We start from the raw sequence: 19,655 nt of genomic DNA, 5'->3' as shown, positions 1-19,655 counted from the left end.
CCGGAGGCTCTTGTCACCCGGGCCTCTGCCTGGTGAGCTATGACGCGGGACACACAGGCACGTAGGACGCCCTGGGAATGGGAGATGTCGTGAGCAACGAATCCTTGGCCAATCTGCTCAAGGAAGAGCGCCGCTTCGCGCCGCCGGCCGAGCTGGCCGCGCGCGCCAACGTCACGGCGGACGCGTATGAGCAGGCCAAGGCGGACAGGCTGGGTTTCTGGGCCGAGCAGGCCAGGCGGCTCACCTGGGCCACCGAGCCGACCGAGACCCTGGACTGGTCGAACCCGCCCTTCGCCAAGTGGTTCGCCGACGGCGAGCTGAACGTCGCGTACAACTGCGTGGACCGGCACGTCGAGGCCGGCAACGGCGACCGGGTCGCCATCCACTTCGAGGGCGAGCCCGGCGACAGCCGCGCGATCACGTACGCCGAGCTCAAGGACGAGGTGTCCAGGGCGGCCAACGCCCTGACCGAGCTGGGTGTCCGCAAGGGCGACCGGGTCGCCGTCTACATGCCGATGATCCCCGAGGCCGCCATCACCATGCTGGCCTGCGCCCGGATCGGCGCCGCCCACTCCGTGGTCTTCGGCGGCTTCTCGGCCGACGCCGTCGCCTCCCGCATCCAGGACGCCGACGCCAAGCTGGTCGTCACCGCCGACGGCGGCTACCGCCGCGGCAAGCCGTCCGCGCTCAAGCCCGCCATCGACGAGGCCGTCTCCCGCTGCCCGCAGGTCGAGCACGTCCTCGTGGTCCGCCGCACCGGCCAGGAGACCGCCTTCACCGAGGGCCGGGACGTCTGGTGGGACGACATCGTCGGCCGCCAGTCGGCCGAGCACACCCCGGAGGCCTTCGAGGCCGAGCACCCGCTCTTCATCCTCTACACCTCCGGCACGACGGGTAAGCCGAAGGGCATCCTGCACACCTCCGGCGGCTACCTGACCCAGGCCGCGTACACCCACCACGCCGTCTTCGACCTCAAGCCGGAGACCGACGTCTACTGGTGCACCGCCGACATCGGCTGGGTCACCGGCCACTCGTACATCGTGTACGGGCCGCTGGCCAACGGTGCGACCCAGGTCATGTACGAGGGCACCCCCGACACCCCGCACCAGGGCCGGTTCTGGGAGATCGTGCAGAAGTACGGCGTCACGATCCTCTACACGGCGCCGACCGCGATCCGCACGTTCATGAAGTGGGGCGACGACATCCCCGCGAAGTTCGACCTGTCGTCGCTGCGCGTCCTCGGCTCGGTCGGCGAGCCGATCAACCCCGAGGCGTGGATCTGGTACCGCGAGCACATCGGCGGCGGCACCTGCCCGATCGTGGACACCTGGTGGCAGACCGAGACCGGCGCGATGATGATCTCGCCGCTGCCCGGCGTCACCGAGACCAAGCCCGGCTCCGCCCAGCGCCCGCTGCCCGGCATCTCCGCCACCGTCGTCGACGACGAGGCCAACGAGGTCCCGAACGGGGGCGGCGGCTACCTGGTCCTCACCGAGCCGTGGCCGTCGATGCTCCGCACCATCTGGGGTGACGACCAGCGCTTCCTCGACACCTACTGGTCCCGCTTCGAGGGCAGGTACTTCGCCGGCGACGGCGCGAAGAAGGACGACGACGGGGACATCTGGCTGCTCGGCCGGGTCGACGACGTCATGCTCGTCTCGGGCCACAACATCTCCACCACCGAGGTCGAGTCCGCGCTCGTCTCCCACCCGGCCGTCGCCGAGGCGGCCGTGGTCGGCGCCGCCGACGAGACGACCGGGCAGGCGATCGTCGCCTTCGTGATCCTGCGCGGCACGGCGAGCGAGGACGAGAGCCTCGTCGGCGACCTGCGCAACCACGTCGGCGCGACCCTCGGCCCGATCGCCAAGCCGAAGCGGATCCTGCCGGTGGCCGAGCTGCCCAAGACCCGCTCCGGCAAGATCATGCGGCGTCTGCTGCGGGACGTCGCCGAGAACCGCGAGCTGGGGGACGTCACCACGCTGACGGACTCGTCGGTCATGGACCTCATCCAGACGAAGCTGCCGGCCGCGTCCAGCGAGGACTGAGCACCTGAAAGCGCAGGTCGGCGCCCGTCCCGGACCTCCGGGGCGGGCGCCTTCGCGTTGCCCACAGGCGGTTGTCCACAGGGAGTGCCGCTGTCCTCGTATGCACTTAAAGTGAAGATCGCCGGACGCCACCGAGCATCTTTAGGTAAAGTAAGGACCGCGTCAGTGACGCGACAAACGAACCCAGGTGCGCCGGGAAGTCTGGTCGGCATGTGCTTCGCGCTGCCCACCGACCGGAGGTTCTCACCGTGCCCGCGCCCACGACCACGCCCACCCCCACCCCCGACCGCCGCAGCTTCCTCGGTCGTCTCTCGCTGCCCGAGCGCCGGTTCGTCGCCGACGCGCTGCGCACCGAGACCGTCGGCGGTGTGCTGCTGCTCGTGGCCGCGATCGCCGCGCTCGTGTGGGCCAACACGCCCCTGAAGGACAGCTACGCGTCCCTCCGCGACTTCCACATCGGCCCCGCCGCCCTCGGGCTCGACCTGTCGATCCAGCACTGGGCCGCCGACGGCCTGCTGGCGATCTTCTTCTTCGTCGCCGGCATCGAGCTCAAGCGTGAGCTCGTCGCGGGCGAGCTGCGCGACCCCAGGGCCGCCGCCCTTCCCGTCATCGCCGCCATCTGCGGCATGGCCGTGCCCGCCCTGGTCTACACGCTGGTCAACACGATCGGCGACGGCAGACTCGACGGCTGGGCGGTGCCCACCGCCACCGACATCGCCTTCGCGCTCGCCGTCCTCGCCGTGATCGGCACCTCCCTGCCCTCGGCCCTGCGGGCCTTCCTGCTCACCCTCGCCGTGGTCGACGACCTGTTCGCCATCCTGATCATCGCGGTCTTCTTCACCGGCGACCTGAACTTCGCCGCCCTCGGCGGCGCCTTCGCCGGCCTCGCCGTCTTCTGGCTGCTGCTGCGCAAGGGAGTCCGCGGCTGGTACGTGTACGTGCCGCTCGCCCTGGTCATCTGGGGCCTGATGTACAACAGCGGGGTGCACGCCACCATCGCCGGCGTCGCCATGGGTCTGATGCTGCGCTGCACCACCCGGGAGGGCGAGAAGCACTCTCCCGGCGAGCACATCGAGCATCTGATACGTCCCGTCTCGGCGGGCCTCGCCGTGCCGCTGTTCGCGCTGTTCTCGGCCGGGGTCGCGGTCTCCGGCGGTGCCATCGGGAAGGTCTTCACGCAGCCCGTCACCCTGGGCGTGGTGCTCGGTCTCGTGGTGGGCAAGGCCCTCGGCATCTTCGGCGGCACCTGGCTCGCCGCCCGCTTCACCAGGGCCGAGCTCAACCCCGAGCTGGCCTGGCCGGACGTCTTCGCCGTCGCCTCGCTCGCCGGCATCGGCTTCACGGTCTCGCTGCTCATCGGCGAGCTCGCCTTCGCCGGCGACACCGCCCTGACCGACGAGGTGAAGGCCGCCGTCCTCATGGGCTCGCTCATCGCCGCCCTCCTCGCCTCGGTGCTGCTGAAGCTCCGGGTCCGCAGGTACCAGGCCCTGTGCGCGGAGGAGGAGCGCGACGACGACCAGGACGGCATCCCCGACATCTATGAGGAACACGACCCGGGGTACCACCTGAGGATGGCCGAGATCCACGAACGGAAGGCCGCCGAGCACCGCGAGCGCGCCCGACTCGCGGGGGCATCGCGCGATGAGGCCGACCGTCCGGCATGATCTGAGGTCGGACCGTACGGACCGTAGAAGAGGAGAGGGAACAGCCATGAGCGACCCGTTCGACGGAGCCGAGCGCAGCCTCGGCCAGCTGGTCGCCTCGGCGACCGCCGAGATGTCCGCACTGGTGCACGACGAGATCGCCCTGGCCAAGGCCGAGATCCGCCAGGACGTCAAGCGCGGCGCGATGGGCAGCGCCGCCGGGATGGCGGCGGGCGCGGTGCTGCTGTTCTCGCTGCCGATGCTCAGCTTCGCCCTCGCCTACGGCATCAACACCTGGACCGGCGGGCACAACGGCGACGGCGGCTGGAACCTCGCCTGGTGCTTCCTGCTGTCCTTCGCGGCGAACGTGCTGCTCGCCGGACTGCTCGGCCTGTTCGCCGTGGCGAAGTTCAAGAAGGTCAAGAAGCCGGAGAAGACCATCTCCTCGGCCAAGCAGACGGCGGCGATCATGCAGAACGTCAAGCCGCATCCCCGTCCGTCGGCCGACGCGCCCCAGCTCGCTCTGGACAAGGCCCCGTCTGTGGCACGCTCGTCTGCATGACCGTCCCTGAGAGCAGCAGCACCAACGGCGGAAGCCCCGTCCGCATCGACGGGCCGTGGACCCACCGCGACGTGGCGGCCAACGGCGCCCGCTTCCACATCGCCGAGATGGGCGACGGCCCGCTGGTGCTCCTGCTGCACGGCTTCCCGCAGTTCTGGTGGACCTGGCGCCACCAGCTGCCCGCCCTCGCCGAGGCCGGGTTCCGGGCCGTGGCGATGGACCTGCGCGGCGTGGGCGGCAGCGACCGCACGCCCCGGGGTTACGACCCCGCGAACCTGGCCCTCGACATCACCGGCGTGGTCCGCTCGCTCGGCGAGCCGGACGCGGCGCTCGTCGGGCACGACCTGGGCGGCTACCTCGCCTGGACGGCCGCCGTGATGCGGCCCAAGCTGGTGCGCCGGCTCGTGGTCTCCTCGATGCCGCACCCGCGCCGCTGGCGCTCGGCGATGCTCTCCGACTTCTCCCAGACGCGGGCCGGTTCCTACGTATGGGGGTTCCAGCGGCCGTGGCTGCCGGAGCGTCAACTCGTCGCGGACGAGGGTGCGCTCGTGGGAAGGCTGATCGACGACTGGTCGGGGCCGAACCCGCGGTCGGCCGCCGACGAGGAGGCCCTGGACGTCTACCGGCGGGCCATGTGCATCCCGTCGACGGCGCACTGCTCCATCGAGCCGTACCGCTGGATGGTGCGCTCGCTGGCCCGGCCGGACGGCATCCAGTTCAACCGGCGCATGAAGCGGCCCGTGCGGGTGCCCACCCTGCATCTGCACGGCTCGCTCGACCCGGTCATGCGGACCCGCAGCGCGGCCGGCTCCGGACAGTACGTGGAGGCGCCGTACCGCTGGCGGCTCTTCGACGGACTGGGACACTTCCCCCACGAGGAGGACCCGGTCGCGTTCACCACGGAGCTCGTCAACTGGCTCAAGGATCCCGAACCGGACCGCTGACACACCCGCGTCCTTCGAACTGCCATGTGCCCCGCGCATACGCCAATTGGCGGGCCCCGGGGAGGTTACCGACCTTGGGCCCCGGGCACACGTCCCGGTATGGGCTGGACGCACGACTACGGTGACACAGCACGCGACCGCCGCTCGATCGGCGGAACAGGCGCCCCGGAGCGGGGCGGTACGCGGGAGCAGAGCCATTCGCATCCCGAAGCGGCCATGGGGATCTCGCGCATCCTCCGGCGCCGGGCCCGCTGGGTCTCGGCGCGGCTGCGCCACACCCGTACATAGGGAGCGTCCGAGGGCGGGTCCCGCGGCCTTCAGGGCCTGTGGGACCCGCCCTCGGGCGCGGTTCGGGAGCCGGTCTCGGAGCCGGTTTCCGGGCCGCGGGTCCCAGGCGGTGTCTCGCCCCTCAGAGCGCGCAGCCCTGGCTGTCGACCTGCTGGTTGGCGGCGCGGCCCCGGTTGATGTCGTCCTGGATCTCGTCGACCGTCAGCGCGTAGCCCGTGTTGGCGTCGTCGAGGGAGCGGGCGAAGATCACGCCGTACACCTTGCCGTCCTCGGTCAGCAGCGGCCCGCCGGAGTTGCCCTGACGGACCGTCGCGTACAGCGAGTAGACGTCCCTGCGCACCTCGCCACGGCGGTAGATGTCGGGGCCGTCGGCGGTGATCCGGCCGCGCACCCGCGCCGAGCGGACGTCGTAGGCGCCGTTCTCCGGGAAGCCGGCCACGATGGCGTTGTCACCGCTGCGGGCGTCCCGGTCGGTGAACTGCAGCGGTGTGGCGTCCAGGTCGGGCACGTCGAGGACCGCGATGTCGCGCTCCCAGTCGTAGAGCACGACCTTGGCGTCGTAGAGCTTGCCCTCTCCGCCTATCTGCACGGTCGGCTCGTCGACGCCGCCGACGACATGGGCGTTGGTCATCACCCGACGCTCGGCGAAGACGAAGCCGGTGCCTTCGAGGACCTTTCCGCAGCTCGGGGCGGTGCCGACGACCTTCACGATGGAGCGCTTGGCGCGCGCGGCGACCGGGCTGCCGGCGAGCGCCGGGTCCGGCGGACGGACCTCGGTGATGGGCTCGTTGGCGAAGGGGTTGAAGACCTGCGGGAAGCCGTTCTGCGCGAGCGTGGAGGTGAAGTCGCTGAACCACCGGGAGGCCTGATCGGGCATCACCTGCTCGACGCCCAGCAGCACCTTGGAATTGCGGACCTGCTTGGCCCAGGTGGGCACGGCGGTGAGGGCGAGGGCGGAGCCGAGGAGCCAGGCGACCAGGAGCATCGCGACCACGTTGACCAGGGCGCCGCCGGTGGCGTCCAGGGCGCGCGCGGGGGTCCAGGTGATGTGCCGGCGCAGCTTGTTGCCGAGGTGGGTGGTGAAGGCCTGGCCGACGGAGGCGCAGACGATGACCACCATCACGAAGATGACCGTCGCGGTCGTGGTGACCTCGCTGTGGTCCGTCAGCTGGTTCCAGATGACCGGCAGCAGCAGGACGGCGACGAGACCGCCGCCGAGGAACCCGATCACCGAGAGGATGCCGACCACGAAACCCTGGCGGTAACCGATGATCGCGAACCACACGGCGGCGAGCAGCAACAGGATGTCCAGCACGTTCACCGTCAATAGCCTCGCACATTCGTCTTCGGTCGCCCCGGGGTCAGCCTGTCATGACCGCCAGTCGAGCGGGACCCGCTTCGACCGGTCCCAGGGGCGCTCCCAGCCCGCGTAATGCAGGATCCGGTCGATCACTCCGGCCGTGAAACCCCAGACCAGAGCCGATTCGACGAGGAACGCGGGGCCCTCGTGGCCCTTGGGGTGGATCGCGGTCGCGCGGTTCGCGGGGTCCGTGAGATCCGCCACGGGGACGGTGAAGACCCGGGCGGTCTCGGCGGGGTCGACGACGCCGACGGGGCTGGGGTCGCGCCACCAGCCGAGCACGGGCGTGACGACGAAGCCGCTGACCGGGATGTAGAGCCGCGGCAGCACGCCGAAGAGCTGGACGCCGGCCGGGTCGAGCCCGGTCTCCTCCTCGGCCTCGCGCAGCGCGGCCCGCAGCGGCCCGCCCTCGGCCGGGTCACCGTCCTCGGGATCCAGGGCGCCGCCGGGGAAGGAGGGCTGTCCGGCGTGCGAGCGGAGGCTGCCGGAGCGCTCCATCAGCAGCAGCTCGGGGCCGCGCGCGCCCTCGCCGAAGAGGACGAGCACGGCGGACTGCCGCCCCGCGCCGTCCTTGGGCGGCAGGAAGCGGCTCAGCTGCTCGGGTGCGACCGTGCGGGCGGCCCGGTCGACGGGCTCCAGCCAGTCGGGCAGCCCGCCCCGGTCGAGCAGGCCGCCCGCTCCGTGGATCTCTTCACCAGTGCGCGTCATAGGCACCCCCGTCGTTCACAACGCGGTCCGCGTGTGCGTTCGTTCCCCGCCCGGCCGTGTCCGGCGGCAGGGCCGGGCGGGGTCGGTCCTCATGAGCTCGCGCCCAGGGGCGGCGCCGGGCGGCCGGGGTAGTCCGGAGGCGGGTTGAGCCGCTGGCCCGGGAAGCCGCCCTTCTCGTACTTCAGCAGCTTCTTCGCCTTCTCCGGGTCGGTCTCGCCCTCCCCGTACGCCGGGCAGAGGTGGGTGATCGGGCAGGCGCCGCACGCGGGCTTGCGGGCGTGGCAGATGCGTCGGCCGTGGAAGATCACCCGGTGCGAGAGCATCGTCCACTCGCTCTTCGGGAAGATCTCGGCGATCTCCGCCTCGATCTTGACCGGGTCCTCCTGCTCGGTCCACTTCCAGCGGCGGACCAGGCGCATGAAGTGGGTGTCGACGGTGAGGCCGGGCACGCCGAAGGCGTTGCCGAGGACGACGAAGGCGGTCTTCCGGCCGACGCCGGGCAGCTTGACCAGGTCGTCCAGGCGTCCGGGGACCTCACCCCCGAAGTCGTCCCTGAGGGCGGTGGCGAGCCCCATGATCGACTTGGTCTTGGCGCGGAAGAACCCGGTCGGCCGGATCAGCTCCTCGACCTCCTCGGGGACGGCGGCGGCCAGGTCCTCGGGAGTCGGGTACTTCGCGAAGAGCGCGGGGGTGGTCTGGTTGACCCGCAGATCGGTGGTCTGGGCGGAGAGGACCGTGGCGACCAGGAGCTCGAAGGCGTTGCGGAAGTCGAGCTCGGGATGGGCGTACGGATAGACCTCGGCGAGCTCCCGGTTGATCTTCCTGGCCCGCCGCACCATGGCGAGGCGCGACTCGGGCCTGCCTTTGGCCGCGGGCTTGAGCACGGCCTTGGCGGCGGGCTCGGCCGCGGGCCGGGCAGCGGGCTTCTTCGCCGAGGTGGTCGCCGAAGGAGCCTTCGTCGTCCCGGCCGCCCCTTTCGGTGCGCGTTTCGTCGCTTTCGTCTGTTTCGACACGTCGTGTTCGCCCACAGCGGAATTACCCTCGACCCGCACTCTTCCAGCCCCCTTGGCCTGTGCTCTCACCGGCGAGTTGGACACCCGGCCAGCCTAGGCGTCGCCACCGACATCCGCCCCGCGCGCACCGGATCACGACCCAATCGGGCCCCTGACGTACGGAAAGGCCGTCCGGTGAGTCAAACTTGTTGTGATTGATCGCACTGAGGTCGACATAGGAGAGAACTCGTGGACGACGTTCTGCGACGTGCCCCGCTGTTCGCGGCGCTCGACGACGAGCAGGCCGCTGAGCTGCGTGCCTCGATGAGTGAGGCGACGCTTGCCCGTGGCGACGCGCTGTTCCACGAGGGCGACCCGGGCGACCGGCTCTACGTGGTCACCGAGGGCAAGGTGAAGCTGCACCGGACCTCGCCCGACGGCCGCGAGAACATGCTGGCGGTCCTCGGCCCCGGCGAGCTCATCGGCGAGCTGTCCCTCTTCGACCCGGGCCCGCGCACCGCCACCGCCACCGCGCTGACCGAGGTCAAGCTGCTCGGCCTCGGCCACGGCGACCTCCAGCCCTGGCTGAACGCCCGCCCCGAGGTGGCCAGCGCCCTGCTGCGCGCCGTCGCCCGCCGCCTGCGCAAGACCAACGACCAGATGTCCGACCTGGTCTTCTCCGACGTCCCGGGCCGTGTCGCCCGCGCGCTCCTCGACCTGTCGCGCCGCTTCGGCGTGCAGTCGGAGGAGGGCATCCACGTCGTCCACGACCTCACCCAGGAGGAGCTGGCCCAGCTCGTCGGCGCCTCCCGCGAGACGGTCAACAAGGCGCTCGCCGACTTCGCCCAGCGCGGCTGGCTGCGCCTGGAGGCCCGCGCCGTGATCCTGCTGGACGTGGAGCGCCTCGCGAAGCGCTCGCGCTGAGCACCACCTCGTACGTAGCTGAGCATCACCTCGTACGTCCGTGAAGGCCGTACGTAAGTGAAGGGGCCGCCCGGTTCGACCGGGCGGCCCCTTTCCTTGTCCGCTGCCGTCGCGGCTAGCGCTTCGTGCCGTCCACGATCAGCGGGTTCGAGCCGCCGCCACCGCAGGGCACCGCGTAGACCGGGTTCTTCGCGGCGGCCTCCTTGTAGGCGTCGATGCACTGGTTCATCAGGACCTTGTCGGTCAGCGAGGCGTTGAGGATCTTGTTGGCCCGGGCGATGCCCTCGGCCTCGATCCGGCGGCGGTCGGACTCCGCCTTGGCCGTACGGGCCGCCTCAAGGGCGCGCTCGGTGGCCTGCTGCTGCTGGATCTTGCGGTCGATCTGGTCCTGCAGGGCCTCGGAGGGCTTCACGTTGCGCAGGTTGACCGTGGTGACGTCGATGCCACGCGGGGCGAGGCGCTCCTTGATGAGGCCGGCGATCTCCGCGTTGATCTTCTCGCGGTCGGAGGCGTAGCCCTGCTCGCTCGTGTGGCGGGCGAAGACGTTGCGGACGATCTCACGGCTGTCCGGGTAGACGAGCCGCTGCTGGATGGCGTCCTCGCTGCCGGCGAGCTTGTAGAGCTCGATCGCCTTGGACGGCTGCACCGCCCACTTCACGGTGACCTCGGCGTACATCACACCGCCCTGCGAGGAGCGGACCTCGACCACGTCCTTGTCGGAGAGGTTGAGGTCCACGGGCCGGGTGGAGAACGTGGTGACGTTGGTGAACGGCGACTTCAGGTGCATGCCGGAGGACATCGGCGTACCGACCTTGCCGAAGGCGACCGGCACACCGACCTCGTACGCGCTGATCACGTACGTCATGCTCACGATCAGCGAGAACAGGCCGGCGAGCAGGGCGCCCACGGCGCCCAGCTTGAGGCCGCGGGTGTCGTTCGCGCGGCCGACGAAGTAGAGCACCACTGCGGCGATGACCAGCAGGATGGCTATGACGAACACGGGCTTCCCCCCGAGAGCTACGGCCAGATGTAAGCGGAGCGTAAGACACACCCCGGGGCGGGAAGGTTCCCGGGTCCGTCTAGAAGCCTCGCGGCCCGGCTCTGAAGCCTGCGTTCAGATCAGGCCGTGCTCCCTCAGGTAGTCCAACTGCGCCCGTACGGAGAGCTCGGCGGCCGGCCACAGCGAGCGGTCCACGTCCGCGTACACATGGGCCACGACCTCCGACGGCGTCCGGAGGCCGCTCTCGACCGCCGTCTCCACCTGGGCGAGCCGGCTGGCGCGGTGCGCCAGATAGAACTCCACGGCGCCCTGCGCGTCCTCCAGGACGGGACCGTGGCCGGGCAGGACCGTGTGGACCCCGTCGTCGAGGGTGAGCGACCGCAGTCGCCGCAGCGAGTCGAGGTAGTCGCCGAGCCGCCCGTCGGGATGGGCCACGATCGTCGTGCCGCGCCCCAGGATGGTGTCCCCGGTCAGCACCGCGCGGTCGGCCGGCAGGTGGAAGGAGAGCGAGTCCGAGGTGTGCCCGGGTGTGGGGACGACCCGGAGTTCGAGCCCGCCGGTGGTGATCACGTCCCTGGCCCCGAGGCCTTCGTCGCCGAGCCGCAGCGCCGGGTCGAGCGCCCGCACCTTGGTGCGGGTCAGCTCCGCGAACCGCACCGCCCCTTCGGCGTGGTCCGGGTGGCCGTGGGTGAGCAGGGTGAGGCCGACCCTCTTGCCGAGCCGCTCGGCGGTCTCCACGACGCGCCGCAGATGCCCTTCGTCGAGCGGACCGGGGTCGACCACGACGGCGAGGTCGGAGTCCGGCTCGGCCACGATCCAGGTGTTGGTGCCGTCCAGGGTCATCGCGGACGGGTTCGGGGCCAGGACGTTGACGGCGCGGGCGGTCGCGGGTCCGGAGACCGCGGCTCCGCGCGGCTGCCCGGGGAGGGCGGCGGCGTCGCTCATGAGGCACCTCCCGGGGTCTCGGGGGCCTTGGGGGTCTCGGGAGCGTCCAGGGTCTCCGGGGTCTCGGGAGCGTCCAGGGTCTCCGGGGTCTCGGGAGCGTCCAGGGTCTCCGGGGTCTCGGCAGCCGCGGGAACGTGCTTGGTGAACTCGTCGTGCCCCGGCCAGCTCAGGATCACCGCGTCGCCGTCCAGGCGCGCCTGGGCCAGGACGGGGGTCATGTCCTGGTCGACGGCCGCGGCCAGGGCCTCCTCGGCGCTGCGGAACCGCTGGAGGCCGCGCAGGGTCGAGATGGTCGGCGGCATCATCGTCAGCTCGCCGCGGTCGTAGCCGGCCGCCGCGTCCGCCGGGCGGATCCACACGGTGCGGTCGGCCTCCGTGGAGGCGTTCCGGGTGCGCTGGCCGGCCGGGAGGGCCGCCACGAAGAACCAGGTGTCGTAGCGCCGCGGCTCGAACTCGGGGGTGATCCAGCGGGCCCAGGCCCCGAGCAGGTCCGAGCGCAGCACCAGCCCGCGCCGGTCGAGGAAGTCGGCGAAGGACAGCTCGCGGGCGACCAGCGCCTCCCGGTCCTTCTCCCAGTCGTCGCCGGTGGTGTCGCCGACGACCGTGTCCGCAGTCTCCCCGGCGAGCAGGACGCCCGCCTCCTCGTATGTCTCGCGCACGGCGGCGCAGACGACGGCCTGCGCGTGCGCCGGGTCCGTGAGGCCGAGACGGTCGGCCCACTCCTCACGGGCGGGGCCCGCCCAGCGCACGGGATGTTCGTCGCGGGGATCGACCCCGCCGCCAGGGTAGGCGTACGCGCCGCCCGCGAACGCCATGGAGGCGCGGCGGCGCAGCATGTGGACGAGGGGGCCGCCGCCGTCCGTCCCGCCGGAGCCGTTCTTCAGGAGGAGCACGGTGGCGGCCCGCTTGGGTGTCGCGGGGACCAGCTCACCGGCGGTGAGGGCACGGATGCGGTCGGGCCACTCCGGTGGGTACCACTGACCGTTCGACTGACCATTGGGCATGGCCGGATGCTATGCGCAAGCATCGGAATGTACGAGGGCCGGTTTTCCCGCCTGTGGAAAACCGGCCCTGCGTGGGGCGCGCGTGATGCGCGTGGTGCTTGCAAAGCGTGTGGTGCGTGAGGTGCGTGTGGTGCGTGTGGTGCTGGACGGCCGGATCAGGCCTCGAGTTCCACCTGGACCTCGAGCTCGACGGGCGCGTCGAGCGGAAGGACCGTGACGCCGACGGCGCTGCGGGCGTGCACGCCCTTGTCGCCGAGGACGGCGCCGAGCAGCTCGCTGGCGCCGTTGATGACGCCCGGCTGTCCGGTGAAGTCGGGGGCGGAGGCGACGAAGCCGACCACCTTCACGACCCGCTTGACGCGGTCCAGGTCACCGGCGATCGACTTCACGGCGGCGAGCGCGTTGAGCGCGCAGGTCGCGGCGAGCTCCTTGGCCTCCTCGGCCGTCACCTCGGCGCCGACCTTGCCGGTCACCGGCAGCTTGCCGGCCACCATCGGGAGCTGGCCCGAGGTGTACACGTACACGCCCGACCGCACCGCCGGCTGGTAGGCGGCGATCGGCGGCACGACCTCCGGAAGGGTCAGGCCCAGCTCGGCGAGCTTCGCCTCGACGGCTCCGGCCCCGCTCACGAGGACTTCTCCCGCTTCAGGTAGGCCACGAGCTGCTCGGGGTTGTTCGGCCCGGGCACGACCTGGACGAGCTCCCAGCCGTCCTCGCCCCAGGTGTCAAGAATCTGCTTCGTCGCGTGCACCAGCAGCGGCACAGTCGCGTACTCCCACTTGGTCATGAGGCGACTGTAGCCGCTGCCGGAGGGCGGTCCTCCGAGGTGACCACCGAGGCGGCCTCCGGGGTACCCCCTAGGTGACGGTGGGGGCGCATTGGGGGGCGCGTCCGGGGCGGCCCTCTGATTGGGCCGGGCCGGCAGTGGTTAGGCTCGAAGGCGTGAGCAGGCTCCAGGTCGTCAGCGGCAAGGGCGGTACCGGTAAGACGACGGTCGCCGCCGCACTCGCGCTCGCCCTCGCGACCGAGGGCAAGCGGACCCTCCTCGTCGAGGTGGAGGGCAGGCAGGGCATCGCCCAGTTGTTCGAGACGGAGGCGTTGCCGTACGAGGAGCGCAAGATCGCCGTCGCGCCGGGCGGCGGCGAGGTGTTCGCGCTCGCCATCGACGCCGAGCGCGCGCTTCTCGACTACCTCCAGATGTTCTACAAGCTGGGCAGCGCCGGCCGGGCCCTGAAGAAGCTCGGCGCGATCGACTTCGCGACGACGATAGCCCCGGGCGTCCGTGACGTGCTGCTGACCGGCAAGGCGTGCGAGGCGGTCCGCCGCCGCGAGAAGCACGGCGGCTTCACCTACGACTACGTGGTGATGGACGCCCCGCCGACCGGCCGGATCACCCGCTTCCTGAACGTCAACGACGAGGTGGCGGGTCTGGCGAGGATCGGCCCGATACACAATCAGGCCCAGGCGGTCATGCGCTTCCTGAAGTCCCCGGACACGGCGGTGCACCTGGTGACGCTCCTGGAGGAGATGCCGGTCCAGGAGACCGCGGACGGCATCGCCGAGCTGCGGGAGGCCGAACTGCCCGTCGGCCGCGCCATCGTGAACATGGTCCGCCCGCACGTCCTCGACGAGGCGGCGGTACGGGCCGCCTCCGGCGACCACCGGGAGGCCATCGCCGGGACCCTGGCGTCCGTCGGCATCAAGGGGGGAACGAGGCTGGTCGAGCCACTGCTCGACCAGGCCGCGGAGCACGCCCAGCGGGTGGAGCTGGAGCGCGCCCAGCGGGAGGTGCTGAACGGCATCGGGGTGCCGACGTACGAGCTTCCCTTCCTGGGCGACGGGGCCGACATCGCCGGGCTGTATCGGCTGGCGAAGGAGCTGCGGAGGCAAGGGGTGGGCGAGGCGTGACGGAGAAGACGGCGGCGGCGGTCGAGGGGGCGGGGGCGATCGGTGAGGGAGCGATCGGTGAGGGAGCGATCGGCGGGGCAGGGGCCTCGAACGGGCTCGACACGGTGCCCGTGCTGGAGCTGGACCCGCTGATCGACGACCCGGGCACCCGCATCATCGTGTGCTGCGGCGCGGGCGGGGTCGGCAAGACGACGACCGCGGCGGCCCTCGGCGTACGGGCGGCGGAGCGCGGGCGTCGCGTGGTGGTCCTCACCATCGACCCGGCGCGCCGGCTCGCCCAGTCGATGGGCATCGACTCGCTGGACAACGTGCCGCGCAAGGTGGAGGGCATCAAGGGCTCCGACGGCGGTGAGCTGCACGCGATGATGCTCGACATGAAGCGGACCTTCGACGAGATCGTCGAGGCACACGCGGACGCCGACCGGGCCCGGGCGATCCTGGAGAACCCGTTCTACCAGTCCCTGTCGGCCGGCTTCGCCGGCACGCAGGAGTACATGGCGATGGAGAAGCTGGGCCAGCTGCGGGCCAGGGACGAGTGGGACCTCATCGTGGTCGACACGCCGCCGTCCCGCTCGGCGCTGGACTTCCTGGACGCGCCGAAGCGGCTGGGGTCGTTCCTGGACGGCACGTTCATCAAGCTGCTGATGGCGCCGGCGAAGGTGGGCGGCCGGGCGGGGATGAAGTTCCTCAACGTCGGCATGTCGATGATGACCGGGACGCTGGGGAAGCTGCTGGGGGGTCAGTTCCTGAAGGACGTGCAGACCTTCGTGGCGGCGATGGACACGATGTTCGGCGGCTTCCGGACCCGCGCGGACGCCACGTACAGGCTGCTCCAGGCGCCGGGGACGGCCTTCCTCGTGGTCGCCACGCCGGAGCGGGACGCGCTGCGCGAGGCGGCGTATTTCGTGGAGCGGCTGGCCGCCGAGGAGATGCCGCTGGCCGGTCTCGTTCTCAATCGCGTCCATGACAGCGGCGCCGCCCGGCTGTCGGCCGAGCGGGCGCGGGCCGCCGCGGAAAATCTTGACGAGGGGCGCATTGTGGATCAGGGGGGCGGGAAAGCTGCTGGAGGTGGCTCCCGAGCCACTTCCTCCGAGCCGTCAGACCCCACTGCGGACGCCGCAGACGACCTCGCCACCGCCGCCGCACCAGCCGAGTCCGAGGCTGCCCCCACAGCCGAAGCGGACACGGACGTTCAGCAACTGACCGCAGGACTGCTCCGTCTCCATGCCGAGCGGATGCAGGTGCTCGCGCGTGAACAGCGCACGCGCGATCGCTTCACCGCGCTCCACCCCGAGGTGGCGGTCGCCGAAGTGGCCGCCCTGCCCGGCGATGTGCACGACCTCGCGGGGCTGCGAGCCATCGGTGACCGTCTGACACTCGGACGTCTGCCGTGACGCCCCGGCCGCCGCACCACACGTGACGAGCTCACCGTGCGCGACGGGCTCACCGTGCGCGACGGGCTCGACAGGCCCGACCGGCTCGCCGGGCGCACACCGGCGCGTCCCGGCCTAGCCCACCGCCGCGTACGTCTCGTACGTCGCGTCGTCGTCCATCGCCACGGGCAGCAGGCCCGCTCCCCGCTCGTACTCCGTGCGCGCGGTCTCCAGGAGCCGGCGCCACGAGGTGACGGTCGGCCGCCGGCGCAGCAGGGCGCGTCGCTCGCGCTCCGTCATGCCGCCCCACACGCCGAATTCCACGCGGTTGTCGAGGGCGTCGGCGAGACACTCGGTCCGCACCGGACATCCGGTGCACACCGCCTTGGCCCTGTTCTGCGCCGCGCCCTGCACGAAAAGTTCATCCGGATCGGTAGTGCGGCAGGCCGCCTGCGCACTCCAGTCAGCTACCCAGCCCATACCGGCGCCGTCCTCTCCCGAATCGAGGCTCCCCCACGGCGGTAGCGGCATATTCACCGCTGCCAGTTGGGACGTTACGGAAGGTGGGGACAGCGCAACACCCCCTTCGGGCCCAATCTTGAATGGCCCGAACGGACTATGCGTGCGCGGGAGATCACCCAGGGGAGTGACCCCAGGACATCACGCCCTTATCGGACATGAGCCGGATTCGGGCATGAAGTCACCGCGCTTCGGGGACGCGGGAATTCATACCGACGTCACGCACGGGTCTTGATGCGCGACCACACTGCTGTGACAGTTGGGAGCAGCTTAGGCCAAGGCATATACGTGTGTCCGGCGAATGAGAACGTAGGCTGCCCCCATGGCAAAGAAGCGCTCGGGCGGAGGTCTGACCGGGACCCAGCAGGCCGCCAAGTTCCTCGGGGTCAGTGTGCTCTCCGGAGCCGTGCTGGCGGGCATCGCCCTGCCCGCGGCCGGTGCGCTGGGGCTGGCCGCGAAGGGCACGGTCGAGGGGTTCGACGAAATCCCGTCCAACCTGAAGACACCGCCGCTGAGTCAGCGCACCACGATCCTCGATTCAGAGGGCGGCCACATCGCCACCGTGTACTCGCGGGACCGCAAGGTCGTACCGATCGAGAAGATCTCGCCGTACATGCAGAAGGCGATCGTCGCGATCGAGGACTCGCGCTTCTACGAGCACGGCGCGGTCGACCTCAAGGGCGTGCTGCGCGCGATCAACCGCAACGCGCAGTCGGGCGGGGTCGCGCAGGGCGCTTCGACGCTCACCCAGCAGTATGTGAAGAACGTCTTCGTCGAGGAGGCCGGTGACGACCCGGAGAAGGTCGCCCAGGCCACCCAGCAGACCCTGGGCCGCAAGGTGCGCGAGCTGAAGTTCGCGATCCAGGTCGAGGAGGAGCTGGGGAAGAAGAAGATCCTGGAGAACTACCTCAACATCACGTTCTTCGGGCAGCAGGCGTACGGCATCGAGGCCGCCTCCCAGCGCTACTTCTCCAAGCACGCCGCCGACCTCAACCTGGAGGAGGCGGCGATGATGGCCGGCCTCGTCCAGTCGCCGAGCCGCTACGACCCGGTCAACGACCTCCAGGAGGCCACCAAGCGCCGCAATGTCGTCCTCCAGCGCATGGCCGAGGTCAAGGACATCAGCCAGGCGGAGGCGGACGCGGCGAAGGCCAAGCCGATCAAGCTGAAGGTGAAGTCGCCGAAGAACGGCTGCATCACCGCCGTGGACGGCGCCGGCTTCTTCTGCGACTACGTCCGCAAGACGATCCTGAGCGACCCGGTCTTCGGCAAGACGGCCGAGGAGCGCCAGAAGCTGTGGAACCTGGGCGGTCTGACCATCCGGACCACCCTCGACCCGCGCGCCCAGGGCGCCGCCAACGAGGCCGCCGTCGCCAAGATCGACAAGGACGACAAGGTCGCCGCCGCGGTGGTCCAGGTCCAGCCCGGCAGCGGCAAGATCCTCTCGATGGGCCAGTCCCGCCCGTACGGCCTCGACCAGAAGCTGCACCAGACGACGCTGAACCTGTCCGTCGGCAAGAAGATGGGCGGAACGACGTACGGCTTCCAGGTCGGTTCGACGTTCAAGCCGATCACGGCCGCGGCGGCGCTGGAGAAGGGACTGAGCCCGGCGCAGTCCTTCACCACCGGGTACAAGATCTCGGTCCCGATGAGCTCCTACCGCACGTGCGCGGGCGGCCCGGCCGGCTCCGGCAACTGGGACCTGTCGAACGAGGTCGAGTCCGAGACCGGCACCTGGGACATGACCAGCGCGCTCGGCAAGTCCATCAACACCTACTTCGCTCAGTTGGAGCAGCTCGCCGGTCTGTGCGAGACGGTGACGATGGCGCAGAAGATGGGGTACGAGCGGGAGCTCGGCAAGAAGCTGCAGGAACTGCCCTCCATCACCCTCGGCGGCCAGGAGTCCACCCCGCTGGACATGGCGGCCGTCTACGCGACCTTCGCCAACCGCGGCACGTACTGCACCCCCGTCGCCATCGAGTCGATCACGACGGCCACCGGCCAGAAGCTCAAGGTCCCGCGGACCGAGTGCTCCCAGGCGATGAGCCAGCGGACCGCCGACACCGTCAACCAGATGCTGAAGGGCGTCGTCGAGGACGGCACGGGTACGAAGGCCGGTCTGAGCGACCGCGACAACGCGGGCAAGACGGGTACCACCAACGACCGCAAGGACGCCTGGTTCGTCGGCTACACGCCGAACCTGTCGACGGCGGTGTGGGTCGGTGACGACGTCGGCGAGAAGACCTCGATGTACGACATCACCATCGGCGGCCAGTACTACGACAAGGTCTGTGGTGGCTGCCTCCCGGGCCCGATCTGGAAGATCGCGATGACCGGGGCGCTCGACGCCTCCCAGACGCCGTCCTTCGTCCCGATCAGCGTGCCGCGCGGCGCGACGCCCGAGGACAAGGAGAAGAACAAGCGCCCGGGCGACGACGGCAAGCCGGGCGGGCCCCGGCCGGGCACCACCCTCCCCGGCGGGATCGTGATCCCGCCGGACCTGATCGGCGGGACGAACGGCCGCGGCAACGGAAACGGCGGCCGCAACGGCTAGGCCGTTTCCTTCGGATCATCTGATCGTTGGTTGATGTGTGTCGTTGACTGACGCCCAGTGGGCACGCATCGAGCCGTTGCTGCCGGACCGCACGCCGAAGCGGGGTGGCCGGTGGCGGGACCATCGGCAGGTGATCGACGCGATCGCGTTCAAGTACCGCACCGGCACGCCATGGATGGACCTGCCCGAGCACTTCGGCTCCTGGAAAGGCGCCCACAACCGGCTGCGGAAGTGGGCCGCCGACGGCACCTGGGAGAAGGTCTTCACCGCCCTGCTCGCCCAGGCTGACGCCGAGGGTGACCTCGACTGGGTCGTCGCGGTCGACTCCACCATCGTCCGAGCTCATCAGCACGCCGCCGGGGCCCGTCAAAAGGGGGGCCCCGGCCGACGAGCCGCACGATCATGCCCTGGGACGGTCCCGCGGCGGACTGACCACCAAGATCCACCTCGCCGCGGACAGCCGATGCCGGCCGCTCGCGTTCGTCCTCACGCCTGGGCAGGCCGGTGACGCACCCGCGTTTCCCGAGGTCATGGCCCGCTTACGCGTGCCGCGGCCGATCGGCCGGCCCAGGACGACACCGGACGTGGTCCTGGCCGACAAGGCCTACTCGTCCCGCGCCATCCGAACCCGTCTGCGTCAGCGCGGGATTCGGGCGGTGATCCCGCAGCCCTCCGACCAGGCCGCGAACCGCAAACGGCGCGGCCGGCTGGGCGGCCGTCCGCCCGCCTTCGACCGCGAGGCCTACAAGCAGCGGAACACCGTCGAGCGGTGCATCAACAGGCTCAAGCAGTGGCGCGGCCTCGCCACTCGTTACGACAAGACCGCCACCATCTACCTCGCCGGACTCCACATCGCCGCCATCTTCATCTGGTCGGCAAGGTGATC

Annotated in this window: 19 protein-coding genes; 10 read left to right on the top strand and 9 right to left on the bottom strand. The window is 70.7% G+C overall.

What is annotated here, in order from left to right; genetic code table 11:
* Nucleotides 1-89 precede the first annotated feature (89 nt).
* From acs to ACFY7C_RS27740, 5 genes are all read left to right on the top strand, one after another.
* Entirely contained in the window at nt 90-2,045 is a 1,956-nt protein-coding gene (gene acs / locus ACFY7C_RS27760; protein WP_389655392.1) for an acetate--CoA ligase, read from the top strand.
* Between the two features lie 248 nt (nt 2,046-2,293).
* Nucleotides 2,294-3,709 carry a Na+/H+ antiporter NhaA gene (nhaA, locus tag ACFY7C_RS27755; protein ID WP_389655390.1) on the top strand — a complete coding sequence of 472 codons (1,416 nt, stop codon included), beginning with the start codon at nt 2,294-2,296 and terminating at the stop codon, nt 3,707-3,709.
* A gap of 46 nt (nt 3,710-3,755) precedes the next feature.
* Complete coding sequence (locus tag ACFY7C_RS27750; RefSeq protein ID WP_389655388.1) at nt 3,756-4,250, top strand: phage holin family protein; 495 nt, start codon at nt 3,756-3,758, stop codon at nt 4,248-4,250.
* Complete coding sequence (locus ACFY7C_RS27745; protein WP_389655386.1) at nt 4,247-5,194, top strand: alpha/beta fold hydrolase; 948 nt, start codon at nt 4,247-4,249, stop codon at nt 5,192-5,194. The genes ACFY7C_RS27750 and ACFY7C_RS27745 overlap by 4 nt, the downstream gene beginning before the upstream one ends.
* 99 nt (nt 5,195-5,293) lie before the next feature.
* Complete coding sequence (locus ACFY7C_RS27740; protein WP_389655384.1) at nt 5,294-5,482, top strand: hypothetical protein; 189 nt, start codon at nt 5,294-5,296, stop codon at nt 5,480-5,482.
* Nucleotides 5,483-5,603: 121 nt separating this feature from the next.
* Here ACFY7C_RS27740 and ACFY7C_RS27735 read toward each other — a convergent pair whose 3' ends face one another.
* The 3 genes from ACFY7C_RS27735 to nth form a co-directional block, all read right to left on the bottom strand.
* Complete coding sequence (locus tag ACFY7C_RS27735; protein ID WP_389655382.1) at nt 5,604-6,803, bottom strand: MarP family serine protease; 1,200 nt, start codon at nt 6,801-6,803, stop codon at nt 5,604-5,606.
* Between the two features lie 48 nt (nt 6,804-6,851).
* The gene (locus ACFY7C_RS27730; RefSeq protein ID WP_389655380.1) at nt 6,852-7,550 is read right to left on the bottom strand and encodes an NUDIX hydrolase; all 699 of its coding nucleotides are present in this window, start codon (nt 7,548-7,550) and stop codon (nt 6,852-6,854) included.
* A gap of 89 nt (nt 7,551-7,639) precedes the next feature.
* On the bottom strand, nt 7,640-8,647 hold the full coding sequence (gene nth / locus ACFY7C_RS27725) for an endonuclease III (RefSeq protein ID WP_389655378.1): 1,008 nt from the start codon (nt 8,645-8,647) through the stop codon (nt 7,640-7,642).
* Between the two features lie 144 nt (nt 8,648-8,791).
* On the opposite strand from nth, the gene ACFY7C_RS27720 reads away from it, so the two are divergent.
* Entirely contained in the window at nt 8,792-9,466 is a 675-nt protein-coding gene (locus tag ACFY7C_RS27720) for a Crp/Fnr family transcriptional regulator (protein WP_046910193.1), read from the top strand.
* A 115-nt stretch (nt 9,467-9,581) separates the two neighbouring features.
* Here the strand turns inward: ACFY7C_RS27720 and ACFY7C_RS27715 are convergent, their stop codons facing one another.
* The 5 genes from ACFY7C_RS27715 to ACFY7C_RS27695 form a co-directional block, all read right to left on the bottom strand.
* Entirely contained in the window at nt 9,582-10,466 is an 885-nt protein-coding gene (locus ACFY7C_RS27715) for a prohibitin family protein (RefSeq protein ID WP_389655375.1), read from the bottom strand.
* A 114-nt stretch (nt 10,467-10,580) separates the two neighbouring features.
* Nucleotides 10,581-11,411, bottom strand: a complete 831-nt coding sequence (locus ACFY7C_RS27710; protein WP_389655373.1) for an MBL fold metallo-hydrolase — start codon at nt 11,409-11,411, stop codon at nt 10,581-10,583.
* Complete coding sequence (locus ACFY7C_RS27705; protein ID WP_389655371.1) at nt 11,408-12,415, bottom strand: NUDIX hydrolase; 1,008 nt, start codon at nt 12,413-12,415, stop codon at nt 11,408-11,410. The genes ACFY7C_RS27710 and ACFY7C_RS27705 overlap by 4 nt, the downstream gene beginning before the upstream one ends.
* Before the next feature lie 155 nt (nt 12,416-12,570).
* Entirely contained in the window at nt 12,571-13,044 is a 474-nt protein-coding gene (locus ACFY7C_RS27700; protein ID WP_389655369.1) for a RidA family protein, read from the bottom strand.
* Nucleotides 13,041-13,202, bottom strand: coding sequence for a DUF4177 domain-containing protein (locus ACFY7C_RS27695; RefSeq protein WP_005314434.1), 162 nt, complete (start codon nt 13,200-13,202; stop codon nt 13,041-13,043). Before ACFY7C_RS27695 ends, ACFY7C_RS27700 begins: the two co-directional genes overlap by 4 nt.
* Before the next feature lie 155 nt (nt 13,203-13,357).
* On the opposite strand from ACFY7C_RS27695, the gene ACFY7C_RS27690 reads away from it, so the two are divergent.
* A complete protein-coding gene (locus ACFY7C_RS27690) occupies nt 13,358-14,323 on the top strand; it encodes an ArsA family ATPase (protein ID WP_389655367.1) in 966 nt (321 codons plus the stop codon).
* Nucleotides 14,324-14,376: 53 nt separating this feature from the next.
* Nucleotides 14,377-15,717 carry an ArsA family ATPase gene (locus tag ACFY7C_RS27685; protein WP_389655682.1) on the top strand — a complete coding sequence of 447 codons (1,341 nt, stop codon included), beginning with the start codon at nt 14,377-14,379 and terminating at the stop codon, nt 15,715-15,717.
* 114 nt (nt 15,718-15,831) lie between these two features.
* Here ACFY7C_RS27685 and ACFY7C_RS27680 read toward each other — a convergent pair whose 3' ends face one another.
* Nucleotides 15,832-16,176: a WhiB family transcriptional regulator gene (locus ACFY7C_RS27680; RefSeq protein ID WP_046910200.1), complete on the bottom strand. Its 345-nt coding sequence runs from the start codon at nt 16,174-16,176 to the stop codon at nt 15,832-15,834.
* 361 nt (nt 16,177-16,537) lie between these two features.
* On the opposite strand from ACFY7C_RS27680, the gene ACFY7C_RS27675 reads away from it, so the two are divergent.
* A complete protein-coding gene (locus ACFY7C_RS27675; protein WP_389655365.1) occupies nt 16,538-18,769 on the top strand; it encodes a transglycosylase domain-containing protein in 2,232 nt (743 codons plus the stop codon).
* A gap of 37 nt (nt 18,770-18,806) precedes the next feature.
* A protein-coding gene (locus ACFY7C_RS27670) for an IS5 family transposase (RefSeq protein ID WP_389655363.1) occupies nt 18,807-19,653 on the top strand; the annotation gives its coding sequence in 2 pieces (ribosomal slippage) (nt 18,807-19,136 and nt 19,138-19,653; 846 coding nt in all).
* Nucleotides 19,654-19,655: the final 2 nt, after the last annotated feature.

Origin of the sequence: Streptomyces sp. NPDC012769, from assembly GCF_042901205.1 — a bacterium.
Lineage (GTDB): Bacteria > Actinomycetota > Actinomycetes > Streptomycetales > Streptomycetaceae > Streptomyces.
This window is presented reverse-complemented; position numbering and strand designations above follow the sequence as displayed.